We start from the raw sequence: 17,255 nt of genomic DNA on the forward strand, positions 1-17,255 counted from the left end.
CTTGCGCTTTTCTTACTATTTGGAGGGATTTTAAATGAAGCAATTACAGGAAAAAATTAAAAATGAGGGAAAAGTTCTTTCAAACCAAGTATTGAAAGTAGATTCCTTCTTAAATCATCAGATTGATGCATTCTTGATGAGAGAAGTCGGAAAAGAATTTGCAGATCGATTTAAAAACGATGGCATTACAAAAATCGTGACACTTGAATCATCTGGAATTGCACCATCTGTTATGACTGCACTTGAGCTTAACGTTCCTGTAGTTTTTGCACGCAAAAGAAAGTCACTGACACTTACAGATCAGCTGTTAACGGCATCTGTTTACTCTTTTACAAAACAAGAAGAAAATACGATTGCTGTATCTGGCGAGCATCTAAGTTCTGAAGACCGTGTTTTAGTCATTGATGATTTCCTTGCGAATGGACAAGCTGCACTTGGTCTTGCTGAAATAGTCGAGCAAGCGGGAGCTTCACTTGCAGGCATCGGAATCGTGATTGAAAAGTCCTTTCAAGAAGGCGGCAAAATCCTCCGCGAGAAAGGATTTCGCGTAGAATCCCTTGCAAGAATAAAATCACTTGAAAAGCATGTAGTTCAATTCCTGGAAGAAACGGAGGAGGCTGCGGTATGAAAAACAGTTCTTTCAAGGTTTTTTCATTAGGCATACAGCACGTTCTGGCGATGTATGCAGGTGCAATCATCGTGCCGCTTATCGTTGGGGGAGCACTGGGACTAAATGCAGAACAGCTTACCTACCTAGTATCGATTGATATCTTCATGTGCGGACTGGCGACTCTTCTCCAAGTATGGAAGAACAAATTTTTTGGTATCGGTCTGCCGGTCGTTTTGGGATGTACATTTACAGCAGTCGGACCGATGATTGCGATCGGAACAGAGTACGGTATATCTTCTGTTTATGGAGCGATTCTTGCATCTGGGCTTTTTGTCATCTTAATTTCAACTGTTTTTGGCAAGCTGGCGAAATTTTTCCCGCCTGTCGTAACGGGTTCAGTAGTAACGATTATTGGAATCACTCTTATTCCTGTTGCGATGAACAATATGGCAGGAGGACAGGGATCTCCTGATTTTGGTTCTATTTCAAATGTAGGGCTTGCATTTGGTGTTTTGCTTTTCATCATTCTTCTTTATCGCTTTTTCACAGGGTTTATCCGCTCCATTTCCATTCTGATCGGTCTGCTTGCAGGAACAGCAGCTGCTGCATTTATGGGGAAAGTTGATATTCAGCCTGTATATGAAGCAAGCTGGTTTCAAATTGGAAAACCTTTTTACTTCGGAACACCGACGTTTGAAATTGCACCGATATTAACAATGATTTTAGTGGCCATTGTCAGCATGGTTGAATCAACAGGTGTATATTATGCGTTAGGAGATCTTACAAAGCAGAAAATAACGAAAGTTGATCTTGCGAAAGGATATCGTGCAGAGGGTGTGGCGTACTTATTGGGGGCGATTTTCAATGCTTTTCCATACACAGCTTACTCACAAAACGTCGGATTAATTTCCCTTTCAGGCGTTAAATCAAAAAATGTGATTTACACAGCAGCCGGCATGTTGATGGTGCTTGGTCTTGTTCCCAAGATTGCGGCATTTACGACAATCATTCCGGAAGCCGTGCTTGGCGGGGCAATGGTAGCTATGTTCGGAATGGTAATCGCCTACGGAATTAAAATGCTCAGTCAAGTTGAATTTGCTTCACAGGAAAATCTGCTGATTATTGCTTGCTCCGTAGGAATGGGACTTGGTGTGACAGCAGTGCCTAATATGTTTGCAAATCTTCCTGAATCCGTTAAAATTCTGACGAACAATGGGATTGTAGCAGGAAGTTTAACCGCCATTTTCTTAAATATTCTTTTCAATGTCGTGAAAAAAGAAAAGAAGAGCGGGATCGTTTCATTAGGAAAACAGGCTTCTTAATCCACAGGGACCTCACTGAATATGGTGAGGTCCTTTTCCATTCTTGAAACGGAGCTTGAATTCTTGTTATTTTTATTGCTGCCATGTTACCATTTCTCTATCAAACTTACAGGAGATGGAGAAAATGAAGGATACGGTCCTATTAAACCAAACAGAATTAAAACCATACTCCTTCAAAAAGGAAACCGCTGATAACGGTGCTGTAAAAATAACAATGGATTTTAAAGTTCATTCCAGCAACTATCATGAGATCACAACGCTTTTATATAACCAAACCTTTGAAGTAAACGTTCTGGGTGAAGATCTCTCATTTAAAGGAACCATCATCAATTATTCGGCATCGCTTACAAATTTATATGTAGAAGGTGCTGCAGGCGATTTTCACCTGGAGCTGCTGGAGATACAATGAAAAAAGCCCTAAAATCATTTTTAGGGCTTCCTTTTTAATCAATACATACTCAGTGCTTTTCTTGTATTAGGTCCGACGATTCCATCTGCCGTTAATTTCTTGCTTTTTTGGAACGACCTCACCGCTTTATCTGTATTATTTCCAAAGATGCCATCAATGCCCTTTGTGTTGAAGCCCTTCGATGTTAACAGCTGCTGAAGCTGCTTCACTTCGCTTCCCCTGCTGCCTTTTCTTAAATTTTGCCCGGAAGATGCGGCAGGTTTTGACGGGACTGCGTTGCTTCCGCTAACTTTGTAGCCGCTTGCAAGCGCGATTGAATCGAATGTTTTTCCTGATGTCGTGATAATAACAGGAGTGTTCATCTTCACCTGACTGTAGAGCCATTCAACTTCATTGTCATACATGCGGATGCATCCGTTGCTGATGTATTGGCCGATTGAGCTCGGGTTATTATTGCCGTGAATGGCATAAGTCGTTCCCCAAGTGCCTCTTGCATTGATGCCAAGCCAGCGGTTGCCAAGCGGATTGCGCGGATCGCCGCCAGGGATGCCAAGTTTATAATAAGGTCTGTTGACAATTTTGCTGACAACTTTAAACTTTCCTTCTGGCGTGTAAGAAGGCTGCCTGCCTGTAGCTACTTTAAATACACTTTTTAATTTGCTGTTTTGATAGTAGGCCAGCTGGTTTTTAGATTTGTTGATGATGATTAAATCACTTCCGGCTGCATAGCTTTTGCTGATTCCGGCGCCAAAAAACATGATCAGCGCCAAGGTGAAAATAACGAGTATTTTTTTCATGTGCATCCCCTTTGATGTAAGAATAAAATGCCATTATTACATCATATGAGAATACTTCCTATATATTGCCAAATGTTGAAAATTAATCTCTGGAGGTCAATTCAATGAAAAAGTGGGCTTTTGTATCAGATTTTGACGGAACCATCTCAAAGAAAGATTTTTATCATCATGTCATTGAACATTACTATCCTGAGGGTGAAGTGCTCTATAAAAAATGGAAGGACGGGCAAATGCTCGACATTGATTTTTTAGGTCATGTTTTCACCTCAATCCATGAAGAGGAAGCGAGTCTTATAAAATCAATTCTGACGCTGCCGATGGATGAGCATATTGGACAATTTATCAAGCTTGTTCAAAAAAACGGAGGAGATTTTTTCATTTTAAGTGCAGGTACAGATTATTATATCCGGCATATCCTGGATGATCTTGGGGCTGAAGATGTAGAAATTTTTTCGAATGAGGGATATTACCACAAAAAGAATATTCATTTGAAAATTGACCAAGAAGACTGGAAATACTCAGAGCGATATGGAATAGATAAATCGAAAGTGATTTTAAAGCTGAAGGAACAATACGAAACCGTATATTTCTTTGGAGACAGTGAACCTGACTCACATCCAGCTGTTTATGCGGATCTTACTTTTGCAAAGGATGCGCTGTGCGGGCTGCTGGAAGAGAAGGGAATTAAGTATGTTGGCGTGAACAGCTTTAAGGAAGTTGAAGCCTATTTGCGTGATTCAGGCAGACTTATGCTTTGAAAAAATAAGAGCCAGACTGTATAATGTGTTACTTCTTGAGTCCCTGAGATATACTAAACCGAAGGAGCTGAACATCATGATTACTCAAGAGATCAATACAGTATTTACAGCAAAGAACGGTGAACAGGTCACATTGCGGCAGGTAAGAGAAGAGGATGCGGAGGACATCATTCAGTCCGTAAAAAGCATTATTGATTCCGGGACGTACATACAAAAAGAACGGGCGCGGTTTATTCAGGAAGAAGTGGACTTTATTTCCGAAATGAGAGAAAAAAACAACCTGTATTTAGGTGTTGAATTAAAAGGCAAAATTGTCGGTATAGCGAGAGTCATCCGCGGAGAACTTGAGATGAAAAAGCATACAGGCCTATTCCGGACGTGGCTTTCAGATTCTGCCCAGGGACTTGGCATCGGCAAGGAGCTGATGAACGCTACGCTTGAGTGGTGCAGATCGAACAATCTCCATAAACTCTGCTTAACTGTATTTGCATCAAACGAAATTGCATTGAAGCTGTATCAAAAGTATGGATTTGTTATTGAGGGAACACAGCGTGAGCAGGTGATTCTAAACGGAAAGTTTGATGATGAAATTCATATGGCCTACTTTTTTAAGTCTGAGTGAAACATGTGCAAGTGGGAACGTTCAGGAGAATCTCAGTTTTCACTTTTCCTTACATGAATTCCCATTTAATCTTTGCTGTTCAAACAGGATTTTAAGGTTATAATAAAAGAGCACAACAACAACTCCTTTAAAACGTTGCTTTTCCCATTTATCGGGAAGAGCTTTTTTTTGTTTACCTGATGTAGTACTACATAAAGCGGCGCCATAATGGAAAAAGTAACCTTATCAGGTGAAAAATGAGGTGTATTTATGGCGTATATTTTGTCTGTTGGTAAAAGCATACCGCCGAATCAATTGCCGCAGGACACTACGGTAGAATTCGCTAAAGAACTATTTTCAGGCTCCTTTAAAGATATTAATAGACTGCTTCCGGCTTTTAAAAACGGAGACATTGAAAACAGGCAGTTTGTAAAAGATATGGGCTGGTATACTTCAGCTCACTCATTCGAAGACAAAAATAATACATATATTGAAGCTGCAGTAGAACTTGGAACCAGAGCGGTCGTCAACTGTTTAACTGCAAAACGCCTGTTAAAGAGAGACATCGGCTTTGAAGAAATTGATGCGATTTTCTTTATTTCAAGTACGGGCATTTCGACGCCGAGCATTGATGCGAAAATCATGAATCGATTGCCTTTTAAGGATTCTGCAAAAAGGGTGCCCATCTGGGGCCTTGGCTGTGCAGGGGGGGCATCCGGCTTATCAAGAGCTCATGACTACTGCAAAGCCTATCCGAAGGCTAAAGTGATTGTCGTTTGCGTGGAACTGTGCAGCCTGACTTTTCAGCCTGATGATTTATCGAAAAGCAATTTTATTGGCACATCCTTATTTGCAGATGGTGTAGCATGCACATTGCTTGCAGGAGAAGAAGTTAAGGCAGAAGAGCTTTCCCTTCTTAAAACACTTCCAAAAACACTTTCTACTCGTTCAACCTTTATGAAGGATTCTGAAGATGTCATGGGATGGGATATTAAAAATAATGGATTTTACGTCATCTTCTCGCGAGATATTCCAAGCATTATAAAAAACTGGCTAAGACAGACGGTTGAAGATTACCTGAAAGAAGAACAAATTCCCCTGGCCAAAATTAAGCACTTTCTTGCCCATCCAGGCGGAAAGAAAGTTCTTCAAGCCTACCAGACAAGCCTTGGTTTTGAAGAGGAACAGCTTCAGGTCTCTAAAAACGTCCTTAAAAATCATGGCAATATGTCATCCGCTACTGTTATGTATGTAATTGAAGAATATTTAAGCAGCGGGCTGGGTGAGGAATCGGATTTAGGCATCATTGCAGCCCTCGGACCAGGGTTTTGTTCAGAGCTATTACTTGTAGAATGGGAGAAGGCTGGATGATCTTTTATCTTTTTCTCTTCATTATCATTGGACAAAGAGTTTCTGAATTATGGATTGCCAGGAGAAACGAAGCACACATGAAAAGAATGGGGGGAGAAGAGCATGGCATCAGGCATTATCCGCTGATTGTAGCCGTTCATCTGCTGTTTCTGCTGTCATTCGCACTAGAGGTCATTCTCTTTAATAAAGAAATTTCTCCCCTGTGGATGATCATCCTCCCGATTATTTTAATCACACAAATCATCAGATATTGGGCGGTTTTCAGCTTAGGGCCGTTTTGGAATACAAAAATCCTGATCGTCCCGGACATTGAAGTCGTTGCAAAAGGTCCCTACCGCTTTATGAGGCATCCCAATTATTTAGTTGTTGCGGTCGAAATTCTTTTTCTGCCGATTTTATTTCAAGCATATTTTACCGCGATTCTTTTTACGATTCTAAATGCAGCGATTTTGTCCATCAGAATACCTGCGGAAGAAAAAGCGCTGATGGAGCATACAAATTATAAGAAGGCATTTCTTGCTAAAAAAAGATTTATACCCGGGAAGGAAGAATCTTGAGGATTGACTCGGTTCCGCTTTTCCTGGTGTCTAGCTCCACCTCCCAGCTCCTCGGCCAGAATGGCTCCGTCTGTAAAGGCAAAAAGCGCCTTTTCAGCCGGATCCTTATCTGTCTGTCGGAGCTAAACGGTCGGTTCCGCTTTTCTTGGTGTCTAGCTCCACCTCCCAGCTCCTCGGCCAGAACGGCTCATCCAGCAAAGGCAAAAAGCGCCTTCACTGGCTGAGCCTTATCTGTCTGTCGGAGCTAAACGGTCGGTTCCGCTTTTCTTGTTGAAAATGATTTTCATTCGTGCTACACTGATTTTAAGAATCATTCTCAGCGAAAAGGTTGTGTGAGACAATGACAATGGTATTATTATTAGGAACCGTCTTAGGCTACAGCTCGTTAATTGGTTACGTACTTAAAAAAGTAAATACTGTTTCGTAAATACATTCGCTGCCTTTTTGGCAGTTTTTTTTATGTAGAAATTTCGATCAACTTCTGTAAGCATTATCGAAGTTTCGAGAAAAAAATAGGCTCCTTCAGCCGGCAGTGCCGTAAAAAAGCTTTGAATCCATGTGTTGCAATGGCTGATGAATAGAGATACCATAACGAGCAATTCTGGGTACAGAAAGAAAGCTTTATGATTTGTTTTTAGTGAAATCAAATCAATTGACAAAGAATAAAATATTCGATATTATTATCTCGAATTGAAGATATTCAATTTAAAGATTCATAATATATTGTTTAAATCCCTTATTTTAAAACAATAATAAAATGTCTCTAATTTTAAACAAGGAAAGGTGAAATGACAAAATGGCAAAAGTTTTATACATCACTGCACACCCGCACGATGATACTGCATCATTCAGTATGGCAGCAGGAAAAGCATTCTTGGATACTTACAAGGAAGTAAATTCAAATGACGAGGTCGTTCATATCGATCTTTATAAAGAGAACATCCCTCATATCGATGCAGACGTATTCAGCGGCTGGGGAAAACTTCAGACTGGCAAAGGTTTTGAAGAGTTATCTGCAGAAGAAAAAGCAAAAGTAGGGCGTCTATCTGAGCTGAGCGAACAATTTGTTTCAGCTGACAAATATGTTTTCGTAACTCCTCTTTGGAACTTCTCATTCCCGCCAGTTATGAAAGCATATCTAGACTCTGTTGCTGTAGCAGGCAAAACGTTTAAATACACTGAACAAGGACCTGTCGGTTTGTTGACAGATAAAAAAGCTCTTCACATTCAAGCACGCGGCGGCATCTATTCAACTGGCCCGGCAGCTGAAATGGAAATGGGACATCGTTACCTTGGCATTATGATGAATTTCTTCGGAGTTCCTTCATTTGATGGCTTATTCATTGAAGGTCATGCGGCAATGCCTGACAAAGCTCAGGAAATCAAAGAAGATGGAATTTCCCGCGCTAAAGATTTGGCTCATACGTTTTAATGGATTAAGATCTCCTTATTAAGGGGATCTTTTTTGGTTTTTACAACGTAAAGTGGAATCAACCGCACGCTATGATTCCACAATTTTGGTTTTTGCACTGAAAAGTGGAATCAACCGCACGCTATGATTCCCCAATTTTGGTTTTTGCACTGAAAAGTGGAATCAACCGCATGCTATGATTCCACAATTTTGGTTTTTGCACTGAAAAGTGGAATCAACCGCATGCTATGATTCCACAATTTTGGTTTTTGCACTGAAAAGTGGAATCAACCGCACGCTATGATTCCACAATTTTGGTTTTTGAACTGAAAAGTAAAATCAACCGCACGCTATGATTCCACAATTTTGGTTTATACAACGTAAAGTGGAATCAACTAATTCCCTCTATTCTCCAGAAGAAGTCAAGTTCCTTCCGCTACAGCACTTATGGTTATAACTTCTAGTCTAAAACAACAAGCCTTAAGAAAAGAGCCTTATTTTATTATGAATGCCCTATCAGAAAGTTTTTCCATCAAAATCATCCCAGCTGGACTTTTTTATATTAGAATAAAGTAATCGTATAAACAAAAAAGGAGACAGGTATCATCTATGAACGGAACATCACACATGGCTATAGGTGCCGGAACAGGATTTATTATCGCCAATGCAACAGGTGCTGACTTTCAGACAACCTTGCTGTTATCAGGTCTGGGCGGTTTGACAGCATTAATGCCTGACTTTGATATTGACGGTAAATTGAGCAACAAAATTACGTTTTCTCATCAATTTTTCCGCACGGTCGCACAGATTGTCGGTTTTTTGATGATTATGTACAGCTTTTTTCAAGGAAGAGGCAATGAAATTTGGATAGGAATGGGGGCTGGAACGGGAATTATTGTCTTCTCAGCGTTTGTCAGGCAAAGGCATATGCTGACGATGACTGGCATCGGCGTTGCATCTGGAGGATTTTCTCTTCAGGAAATCTGGATTATTCTTCTTGGAGCATTCATTGTTATTGCATCTTTCGTTCCTCATCGAAGCTACACTCACTCACTTGCGGGCCTGGCTTTTTTCGCCGTGATCGCTTATCAATTTGAACAGGCAGCCGGAGTTAATCATTCATTTATTGTCAGTACAGCAGGATACGCAAGCCATTTGATTGCTGATATGAAAATTCTCCCGTTTAACAGGAGAGGAGTTAAATATTTTTTGCCGCTTTCTTCTAAAGAGTTTTAGAAACAATTGAAGACTTTGTGAATAATAGTGCAAACTATTTGAATACATCAAAAAAGTTCGATACAATAATAGTAAGAAAATTGGAGACCTTAAAAAAGGCCTCTATTTTTTTGCCCAAAATGTGAAGGAGGAATAGGTGTGAATTGCAGAGAAAGTGAATTGCCCGGAATCGGCAGAAAGTTTGAAGTGATCACAAAAACAAATGATAAAATTGTCATCGTGATTCATGATGATGGAAGAAGAGAAATTTATCATTTTGATGCGGATGATCATGAGGAAAGCATTTCAAATGTTACATTTAATGATGATGAAGCCAGACAAGTTGCAGCCATTTTAGGCGGCATGGTTTACAAGCCAAAAGCTATGGAGTCCATTGAAATCGCTCTTGATGACCTTGTGATTGAATGGTTCAAAGTCGAGCCTGGTGCTCCTGCTGTGAATAAATCCATTTTAGACATTGATATTAGAAATGAATACGGCGTAACCGTCATTGCAATTATGAAAAAAAATCAGAAAAAAGTATTGAATCCCGGACCAGAAACGGTGATTGAAGCAGGAGATACAATAGTTATTTCAGGAGAAAGAAAGGATTTGAAAGCACTGATCAAAAATTTATTATCTTCTTAAGGGGGAGTATGTATAGATGGATCATTTAGTATTTGAAGTAGGAACAGCATTAGTTTTAGTAGCAATTGCAGCCCTTTTGGCAGGGAAATTTAAGTTCTCCATTATTCCATTCCTCATTATCCTTGGAATGCTGGTAGGTCCTCACGCTCCAAAGATTGGAGTCATTGATTTAACCTTCATTGAGAGTGCGGACATCATTGAATTTATGGGACGCATGGGTGTTCTATTTCTCCTTTTTTACCTCGGACTCGAGTTTTCTATTGGAAAATTGATCAAATCAGGAAAGTCCATTGTGATGGGCGGCTCAATCTATATCTTAATAAACTTTTCTGTAGGGTTGCTGTTTGCCTACCTTGCGGGATTCCCACTGCTTGAAATCTTGATAATTGCAGGCATCATCACCATTTCCTCCAGTGCCATAGTTGCAAAAGTATTGGTTGATTTAAGAAGAACAGGTAATACTGAGACCGAACTCATTTTAGGAATTATCATGTTCGAGGATATCTTTTTAGCTGTTTATTTATCTGTTGTATCAGGCCTCGTTCTAGGAGATGCAACGTCAATTGGCGGAGCTTTAACCTCCATTCTAATAGCCCTCGGGTACATGCTTTTATTTTTCATTGTTGCCCGGAAAGCAACTCCAATCCTAAACAAATTATTAAATATTTCTTCAGATGAAATCTTTATCATCGTTGTATTTGCATCCCTGTTCTTTATTGCAGGTTTTTCAGAAACAATCCATGTTGCTGAAGCAATTGGTGCACTTTTACTAGGTCTGGTGTTTTCAGAAACAGAACACAGCGACCGCATTGAACATTTAGTTGTTCCATTTCGCGATTTCTTTGGAGCCCTCTTTTTCTTCAGCTTCGGATTAAGCATTGATCCATTTTCACTTGGAGGCGCTGTATGGCTTGCTCTGGGTGCAGTTGTGCTGACGATTACCGGTAATATCATCGCGGGTATGATTGCAGGCAGAAGAGCCGGGTTATCTCATAAAGGTTCACTAAACATCGGACTGACCATCGTCTCACGGGGAGAGTTTTCAATAATCATGGCTAACTTAGGTATAGCTGGCGGTCTGATGCCGATTCTAAAACCATTCTCAGCTCTCTATGTGCTCATTTTAGCGATCCTTGGCCCATTATTAACGAAAGAGTCAAAAGCCATCTATCATTTCCTGAATAAAATCTTCAAATGGAAAGTAACGAAAAAATCAGAGCCTAAAATAAGACAGCAGGAAAATTAGTAAACCAAAAAACGTTCTATTCATAGAGCGTTTTTTTTATATTTCAAATACAGTAAATGGTATAATTTATGAAGATTCAAACGTTATATAGGAGGAAGAGCAATGGATTCTGTCATCGATTATTATACAGGTTTTGCTGAAAGAGAATGGACCAGTCCTTACTGCTAGGAAGCAAAAGCGGTCAGTAAGAACGCAATCCCGTTAAATAGCCCATGAATAATCATTGCGGGTATCACAGAATTCGTTTTTTCATAGGTCCATGCAAAGATCACTCCTGATAAAAAATTGACCGGGAGCGTGTTGTAAGTTGGGATATGCGCCAGTGTAAAAAGAAAGCTGCTGATCATTATGCCTGGGAAAATACCCAATCTGTTTCTCACAAAGCGATATATGAAGCCGCGGTAAAAAAGTTCTTCATAGATTGGAGAGACCACACTTGCCGACAGCAGGCCAATCAGCAATGTGAGCGGAGAAATGCTTTGCTGTATACTTTCTGTTTTTGCATTTTCATAGGTTCCTCCCATCAAAGCCATGAAAATCATAATTAGAGTACTGGAAACGATCAGCGCTAAAGTCCACAGAAGAATTTGTTTCCAGTATCCTCTTTCAAAAGAAACAAGGCCAATCTCTTTAAAAGAAAGAGCATGAGGTTTTATGGAAATAAAGTACAGACTTAAGGTAAATAAAATAGACATGAAAAATCCAATTAACGTACCTGAATAGAAAGTATCCTTAAAAAAGGCTTCAAATAGATTGTATAGATACGTTTCAATGAGCAAAGGAACAGCAGCGAAAGCAATGAACAGTAATATGAAGAAGTCTTTCATTTCCCAAGAATCCCGCTGTTTGATAAAAGAAATATTTAGCATGTAAATCCCCCATTTCTAATGTTAACTTGATTTTAAAAGATGACGCTGCGTCACCTGCAAGTACTTTTTTTAAAAGGAGGCATGAAAGTGAAATCCTTTACAACAGGTCAGCTTTCCAAGATGCTGAATATCAGTGTCCGCACCCTGAGGTACTACGATCAAATCGGCTTGATCGAGCCGAGCATAAAGGATCAGAACGGACGGAGGCTGTATACAGAAGCAGATCTATTGCTTCTAGAAAAAGCAGTACTCTTGAAATCTTTAGCGCTGCCGCTGGATCAAATCAAAATCCTGCTGAAAGAGCTGAATACAGTTGCAATTGTATTAAAACATAAACACCATTTAGAAGCACAGCTTGAAGAACTATCAGCTCAGCTGAAAAAAACAACTGGATTGCTCACAATCAATGAGGTGGACGACGGCCTCAGCTGGGAGCGTGTTCTGCCGCTTGCCAGGAGCGCACATGAACAGACTTTTCACTGGAAAGACTCTTTCAATGATGAGGAAATAGAAGCGATGTCTTTGCTGCCTAAAGCTGAGCAGGAGGACTACATAACGAAACAATGGATTTCCATCCTAAAGAGGGCCCGGCTTCTTCTGCAGAAAGAAATCAGCCCGGATTCTGAAGAGGGTCAACTGCTGGCACAAGATATGATAAGGCTGTCAGATTTAACGTTTCGCGGAGACGCTGAACTTATGGAGAAATTTTGGGATGTGAGAAAGCAAGATCCTGATGGGAAGACCGGTTTATATCCAGTCGAAGAAGAAGTCCTCCATTATATAGATGCACTTTTAGAAAATGAAAAAAGGTGACATTAGTCACCTTTTGTTACTGATTTAGTCAGGCTGAATAATAATTTCATCATGATCGACACTGCTGATGCCGTCTGTAAAAATCAGCCGTGTGATAAATTTGTAGGATACTTGGTGGTCAGATGGCTGAAGGGATGATGGAAGCTTAAAAGAGAAGCCCATCACTTTCTTTTCCTGAGCCGTAATCACAGCTGATGAGTAAATGGTGTTCGTATGAATCACTCTTTCCCGATCATCATCTGAAGAAGTCAGCACCAGATCTGATTCAACGCGTTTTAATCGCTGTTCAACAACGCCGCCGTTGATGATATATTCACCTTTGATCATATCGCCGCTGCTGTATGTATCACTCTTTAAAACAAGATCAATTTTTGCCGAGCCTACTCCAAATTTGCATAATACCTTACTAAACAACAAGAAAATGCCCACCTTTCAGCTAGTGAAAAAACCATTTATAATTAATTATTATACGAGTCATGTAATTAAAAAGTTTCAGGATTCAGAAGAACCATTCATACATTCTATAATATGATGGGAAAAAGGCAAAAAATCAAGTAAAATAGCAATATACGCTAGACAAAGGGGTTTAGGCAATGAGCACGAAAACGTTAAAACATCACCTGCTGCCGCGTTCAGCTGCTGTTTTCGAACGGATGAAAGAGGATAAAGCCGCAGCTGCCAAGGTAAAAGAACTGATTTACAAAGTTCATAAAGAGACGAAGCATATTGCGTTTACCGGTCATTTTTCTGCCGGTAAATCAACAATGATTAATACGATCCTTGAAGAATCCATTCTGCCTACAAGTCCAATCCCGACCAGTGCTAATGTGGTGCTGCTCCAAAAAGGGGACAAGTCGGTCATTTTGCATGACAGCAGCGGGAATTTGCTGAAGCTGAACGGGGAATATTCCATTCAGCAAGTAAAAGATTACTGCAAGCAGGGCGAAGAAATTTTGAAAGTGGAGATCAGCGATTTGTATCAGGCTCTGCCTGAAAATGTGGTGATTATGGATACACCCGGAATCGATTCAACAGATGCCGCTCACCGGCTGGCAACAGAATCAACGCTGCACCTTGCAGATCTGATCTTCTATGTGACAGATTATAATCACGTACAATCTGAAGAGAATGTTGCGTTTATAAGAGAAATGATACATAAAGGCAAAAATGTCTGTTTGATTGTAAATCAAATCGATAAACACAGGGAAGAAGAAGTTCCTTTTACTTTTTTCAAATCACAAATTGAAATGACATTTGGCGGAGCAGGTCTTTCTAAGAACCATATCTTTTATACATCTTTAGTAGACCTTGAAAATACTCATAATCAGCTTCAGACAGTAAAAAAGGTTATTCGGGATACAATCGCGGAAAATCACCTTGTTATCCAAAGTGCCCAGTTCACTTTGAAATCATTAGTGGAAGAATTTTTGAAGTGGAAAGAGGATGATCTTGAGATTAAAGACATCCAGGCAGATGATTTAATTGAGCAATTAGAATCGGTTCAAGTAAATAAAGAGGCATCAGCTTCAGCCCTGCAAAGCCTGCTTGATACAGTAAACAGCGCAGTTTTTGATATGAAGGAGCAGCTGCAGTATATTCTTAAAAATGCGAATTTGATTCCATTTGAGACAAGATCCAAGGCGGAGAGGTTTATTGAAGCTGCTCAGCCCGGATTTAAGGTCGGACTTCTCTTCTCTAAAGCTAAAACGCTTGAAGAGAAGCAAAAGCGTGAATCTGAGCTCTTTGAAGAAATAACAGAACGCTTGCAGTCACAAATTACGTGGCATATATCTGAGCTTTTAAAGAAAAAAAGTGCTGAATATGAGATCCATGATCCCGTTATCTTAAATAACATTCAATCGTTCCATGTTAAAATTCAGCCGCAGCTGCTGGAGGATTCTATTCATAAAGGTGCAACAGTCAATTCGCAATATACGCTGACCTTCTCCAATGATTTAAGCGAGGCTGTCAAGAAAGAGTGCAAACAGCAGGTCCTGCCTCTAATTGAAGAGATTGAGCGCCATCTCAAAAATCAAAGTGCAGATCAAATTAAAACGCTTGAAGCACAGGTTGACGAAGCGAATAAACAGCTTGAAGAATTGAATGTAACCTATCACAGTCTGATTTCATATGAACAAGTAAAAAATGATTTAATGGAACTAATGGTTCAGCAAAGCTTTCCAGACATCAAGTTTACGGAGTGGATGCAAAAGAACCCTGAGAAAGAACCAGTAGAGGGGATGCTTGAGGCTCATCAACCTGTTCCGGCCGCGAGCGTTGAAGTCAGAAATGAAGAAAAGCCTGAACATGACCTGCAGCCCGATCAAGATTTCTTTTCACAGCAGATTGCCCGGGCTTCAGAAGCCATGAGGGATATTCCCGGTTTTCAAATGCTGACGTCATCTCTATTAGAAAAGGCGCATTCGCTTCAAAATAAATCATTTACGGTTGCTTTATTTGGGGCTTTCAGTGCTGGCAAGTCATCATTTGCCAATGCGCTTCTCGGGGAAAAGCTTTTGCCTTCGTCCCCGACACCCACTACAGCTACAATCAACAAAATTGTTCCAGTAACAGCGGATAAGCCGCACGGTTATATTGAAGTGAAATTTAAATCAGAAGATGCGTTTTTGAAGGAAATCGCCGATTTATTTTCGATTGAAGCAGAATCGATAATATCAGCTCTCTCAAAACTCGAAAAGCTGGAAGGCGGGAATGAGAGACTGAAATCCCTTCTTCCGCTCTACACCCATGCTCTTATAAACTTCTCCTCAATCAGCGGAACGGTAAGAGGGGTTGGCAGAGAGGAATATAAAGAGTTTGTTGCCAATGAAGAAAAAGCATGCACGGTTGAAGAGGTCATCATCTATTTTGACAGCCCTCTTAGTCGAAATGGGATTACGATTGTTGATACACCGGGTGCAGACTCGTTTAACTCGCGTCATACAGAAGTAGCCTTTGATTATATAAAAAATGCTGATGCTATTTTGTTTGTCACTTATTATAACCATCCTTTTTCAAAAGGGGACCGTGAATTTCTGAAGCAGCTTGGACGCGTAAAAGATACGTTTGCGATGGATAAGATGTTCTTTGTCATCAATGCCATTGATCTTGCCGAGAGCAAGGAAGAAATTGAGATGGTAAAAGAGTACATTACAGGGCAGCTGCTGACACATGAGATTCGCCATCCGCGTCTTTACGGCATTTCCAGTCTGATGGAGCTTGAGAAAACAGCAGATCCTGCTCTTTCTGAATTCGCACAGTTCCAAGATGATTTTATGCACTTTATCAACAACGATTTATCCGCTTCGATGATCATGTCTGCCAGGGTAGAACTGTCTATTGCAAAGCAGCAGCTGCAGTCGATTCTCGAAGCTGCAAGCGATGATCAGGAAAAGAAAAAGAAAGAACTTGAGAGGCTTTCATCAGAACGTGCTGAGATTGGATCTATGCTCCGCGTCGATGAACACGAGCTTGAGCAAAAGCAGATTCTTCAGGAAATAAAAGAGCAGCTTTTTTATGTGAAACAGCGCACGATGCTGAGATTTCCAGACCTATTTAAAGAAGCCTTTCATCCAGGAGCTTTTGCAGGATCGTCTATGCAGACAAAAGAAATCCTTGAAAATTGCCTGCAGGACCTGCTGGTTTCGCTGCAATTTCATGTGATGCAAGAGCTGCAGGCAACAACCCTCAGGCTTGAAAAATACAGCCACAAGCTGCTTGCGGATGTGTTTAAGCGCCATTCCAAGGATATGGCACTTACTAATAACCAGCTTAGGACATCAATGCCTGAATTCTCGAAATTTCAAACACCCAAGCTGCAGGCTGTGTTAAAAGACATAAACAATGGTGAAATTCGCCAGCCGCTGAAAAGATTTAAAAATACAAAATCCTTTTTCGAAAAAAACGAGAAGAAAATAATGAGTGACGAGCTGCAAAGGAAACTTGATCAGCCGATTACAGATCTACTGGAAGTTCACGAGCATCAATTCGGAGAATATTATCGCGGGCAGTTCATGAATGAATGCAGAATGCTGACTGAGAACCTGGCCAATCAGGCAGAGAATTATTATGAAGCGCTGCTGTCTGCTTATACAAATGATGATTTGACCTTGCATCAATTAGGTCATCAAACTCTGAAGCAAATTATGACGGAGCTTGAGAACAATGAGCAGCAATAAATATCAGGTTTGTGCAGCATGCACTCATTTTCAAAGCTTCCGCAGCGAAGGAAAAATGATTTACCGCTGCGGAAGGCTGGGCTTTGAAACAAAGCCGGATTATTCTTTTGATTGCTGGACTCCGGCTGAAGCCGTTTTGAACCTGATGAAAAAAAGAGGAGACTTGACCAATGACAAACGTACATGAAGAAATTTCAGCTCACAGTAAAAAACAGCACGCGATTGTTTCCAAATTTTTAACGTTAGAAGAAAGAAGAGAAGCGCTGATTGAGCAAGCCGTACAGCAATGCAGACAATCACAGTCATTCTCTGTTACTGGCATTAATGCAGTTACAGCTGAGATCAATGAGCTCGCTAAACAGGGCATTATCCCGGCAAGAAAACTCGTCACAGAAGAAATGGTACATGAGTATGTACAGCGAAAATATACTGGTGATAACCAATAACTTC

18 protein-coding genes are annotated in these 17,255 nt (G+C 40.4%); 15 read left to right on the top strand and 3 right to left on the bottom strand.

Going from position 1 to position 17,255, the window contains the following annotated elements; genetic code table 11:
* The first annotated feature begins 34 nt into the window (after window positions 1-34).
* From E2R53_RS03420 to E2R53_RS03430, 3 genes are all read left to right on the top strand, one after another.
* On the top strand, window positions 35-628 hold the full coding sequence (locus tag E2R53_RS03420; protein ID WP_133310404.1) for a xanthine phosphoribosyltransferase: 594 nt from the start codon (window positions 35-37) through the stop codon (window positions 626-628).
* Window positions 625-1,932 carry a nucleobase:cation symporter-2 family protein gene (locus tag E2R53_RS03425; protein WP_133310405.1) on the top strand — a complete coding sequence of 436 codons (1,308 nt, stop codon included), beginning with the start codon at window positions 625-627 and terminating at the stop codon, window positions 1,930-1,932. Before E2R53_RS03420 ends, E2R53_RS03425 begins: the two co-directional genes overlap by 4 nt.
* 124 nt (window positions 1,933-2,056) lie before the next feature.
* Window positions 2,057-2,341, top strand: coding sequence for a DUF3219 family protein (locus E2R53_RS03430; protein ID WP_133310406.1), 285 nt, complete (start codon window positions 2,057-2,059; stop codon window positions 2,339-2,341).
* Between the two features lie 38 nt (window positions 2,342-2,379).
* Here the strand turns inward: E2R53_RS03430 and E2R53_RS03435 are convergent, their stop codons facing one another.
* Window positions 2,380-3,138 (bottom strand): L,D-transpeptidase family protein, encoded by a 759-nt coding sequence (locus E2R53_RS03435; protein WP_133310407.1) that lies wholly within the window; start codon window positions 3,136-3,138, stop codon window positions 2,380-2,382.
* Between the two features lie 104 nt (window positions 3,139-3,242).
* Here E2R53_RS03435 and E2R53_RS03440 point away from each other — a divergent pair, with 104 nt between their 5' ends.
* From E2R53_RS03440 to E2R53_RS03475, 8 genes are all read left to right on the top strand, one after another.
* Window positions 3,243-3,896: an MtnX-like HAD-IB family phosphatase gene (locus E2R53_RS03440; RefSeq protein ID WP_133310408.1), complete on the top strand. Its 654-nt coding sequence runs from the start codon at window positions 3,243-3,245 to the stop codon at window positions 3,894-3,896.
* 76 nt (window positions 3,897-3,972) lie between these two features.
* Window positions 3,973-4,518, top strand: coding sequence for a GNAT family N-acetyltransferase (locus E2R53_RS03445; RefSeq protein ID WP_133310409.1), 546 nt, complete (start codon window positions 3,973-3,975; stop codon window positions 4,516-4,518).
* A 249-nt stretch (window positions 4,519-4,767) separates the two neighbouring features.
* Window positions 4,768-5,868, top strand: coding sequence for a type III polyketide synthase (locus E2R53_RS03450; protein ID WP_133310410.1), 1,101 nt, complete (start codon window positions 4,768-4,770; stop codon window positions 5,866-5,868).
* The gene (locus tag E2R53_RS03455; RefSeq protein ID WP_206197363.1) at window positions 5,868-6,425 is read left to right on the top strand and encodes an isoprenylcysteine carboxyl methyltransferase family protein; all 558 of its coding nucleotides are present in this window, start codon (window positions 5,868-5,870) and stop codon (window positions 6,423-6,425) included. Before E2R53_RS03450 ends, E2R53_RS03455 begins: the two co-directional genes overlap by 1 nt.
* A gap of 796 nt (window positions 6,426-7,221) precedes the next feature.
* Window positions 7,222-7,857, top strand: a complete 636-nt coding sequence (locus tag E2R53_RS03460) for an FMN-dependent NADH-azoreductase (protein WP_133310412.1) — start codon at window positions 7,222-7,224, stop codon at window positions 7,855-7,857.
* 588 nt (window positions 7,858-8,445) lie between these two features.
* The gene (locus E2R53_RS03465; protein WP_133310413.1) at window positions 8,446-9,072 is read left to right on the top strand and encodes a metal-dependent hydrolase; all 627 of its coding nucleotides are present in this window, start codon (window positions 8,446-8,448) and stop codon (window positions 9,070-9,072) included.
* Between the two features lie 138 nt (window positions 9,073-9,210).
* Entirely contained in the window at window positions 9,211-9,699 is a 489-nt protein-coding gene (locus tag E2R53_RS03470; RefSeq protein WP_133310414.1) for a cation:proton antiporter regulatory subunit, read from the top strand.
* Window positions 9,700-9,715: 16 nt separating this feature from the next.
* On the top strand, window positions 9,716-10,945 hold the full coding sequence (locus E2R53_RS03475) for a cation:proton antiporter (protein ID WP_133310415.1): 1,230 nt from the start codon (window positions 9,716-9,718) through the stop codon (window positions 10,943-10,945).
* 164 nt (window positions 10,946-11,109) lie between these two features.
* Here the strand turns inward: E2R53_RS03475 and E2R53_RS03480 are convergent, their stop codons facing one another.
* Complete coding sequence (locus E2R53_RS03480) at window positions 11,110-11,814, bottom strand: CPBP family intramembrane glutamic endopeptidase (RefSeq protein WP_133310416.1); 705 nt, start codon at window positions 11,812-11,814, stop codon at window positions 11,110-11,112.
* Window positions 11,815-11,901: 87 nt separating this feature from the next.
* On the opposite strand from E2R53_RS03480, the gene E2R53_RS03485 reads away from it, so the two are divergent.
* Complete coding sequence (locus E2R53_RS03485; RefSeq protein WP_165970870.1) at window positions 11,902-12,627, top strand: MerR family transcriptional regulator; 726 nt, start codon at window positions 11,902-11,904, stop codon at window positions 12,625-12,627.
* 24 nt (window positions 12,628-12,651) lie between these two features.
* On the opposite strand, the gene E2R53_RS03490 is transcribed toward E2R53_RS03485, so the two are convergent.
* Window positions 12,652-13,044: a sporulation protein gene (locus E2R53_RS03490; protein WP_165970871.1), complete on the bottom strand. Its 393-nt coding sequence runs from the start codon at window positions 13,042-13,044 to the stop codon at window positions 12,652-12,654.
* Window positions 13,045-13,220: 176 nt separating this feature from the next.
* Here E2R53_RS03490 and E2R53_RS03495 point away from each other — a divergent pair, with 176 nt between their 5' ends.
* Genes E2R53_RS03495 through E2R53_RS03505 form a run of 3 tightly spaced genes read left to right on the top strand, consistent with a single transcriptional unit; the run spans window position 13,221 to window position 17,251 of the window.
* Window positions 13,221-16,805, top strand: a complete 3,585-nt coding sequence (locus E2R53_RS03495; protein ID WP_133310419.1) for a dynamin family protein — start codon at window positions 13,221-13,223, stop codon at window positions 16,803-16,805.
* Complete coding sequence (locus E2R53_RS03500) at window positions 16,792-16,992, top strand: hypothetical protein (RefSeq protein ID WP_133310420.1); 201 nt, start codon at window positions 16,792-16,794, stop codon at window positions 16,990-16,992. The genes E2R53_RS03495 and E2R53_RS03500 overlap by 14 nt, the downstream gene beginning before the upstream one ends.
* The gene (locus tag E2R53_RS03505; protein ID WP_133310421.1) at window positions 16,976-17,251 is read left to right on the top strand and encodes a DUF2533 family protein; all 276 of its coding nucleotides are present in this window, start codon (window positions 16,976-16,978) and stop codon (window positions 17,249-17,251) included. The genes E2R53_RS03500 and E2R53_RS03505 overlap by 17 nt, the downstream gene beginning before the upstream one ends.
* Window positions 17,252-17,255: the final 4 nt, after the last annotated feature.

The organism is Peribacillus frigoritolerans, from assembly GCF_004358755.1.
Taxonomy (GTDB): Bacteria; Bacillota; Bacilli; order Bacillales; family Bacillaceae; genus Bacillus_P.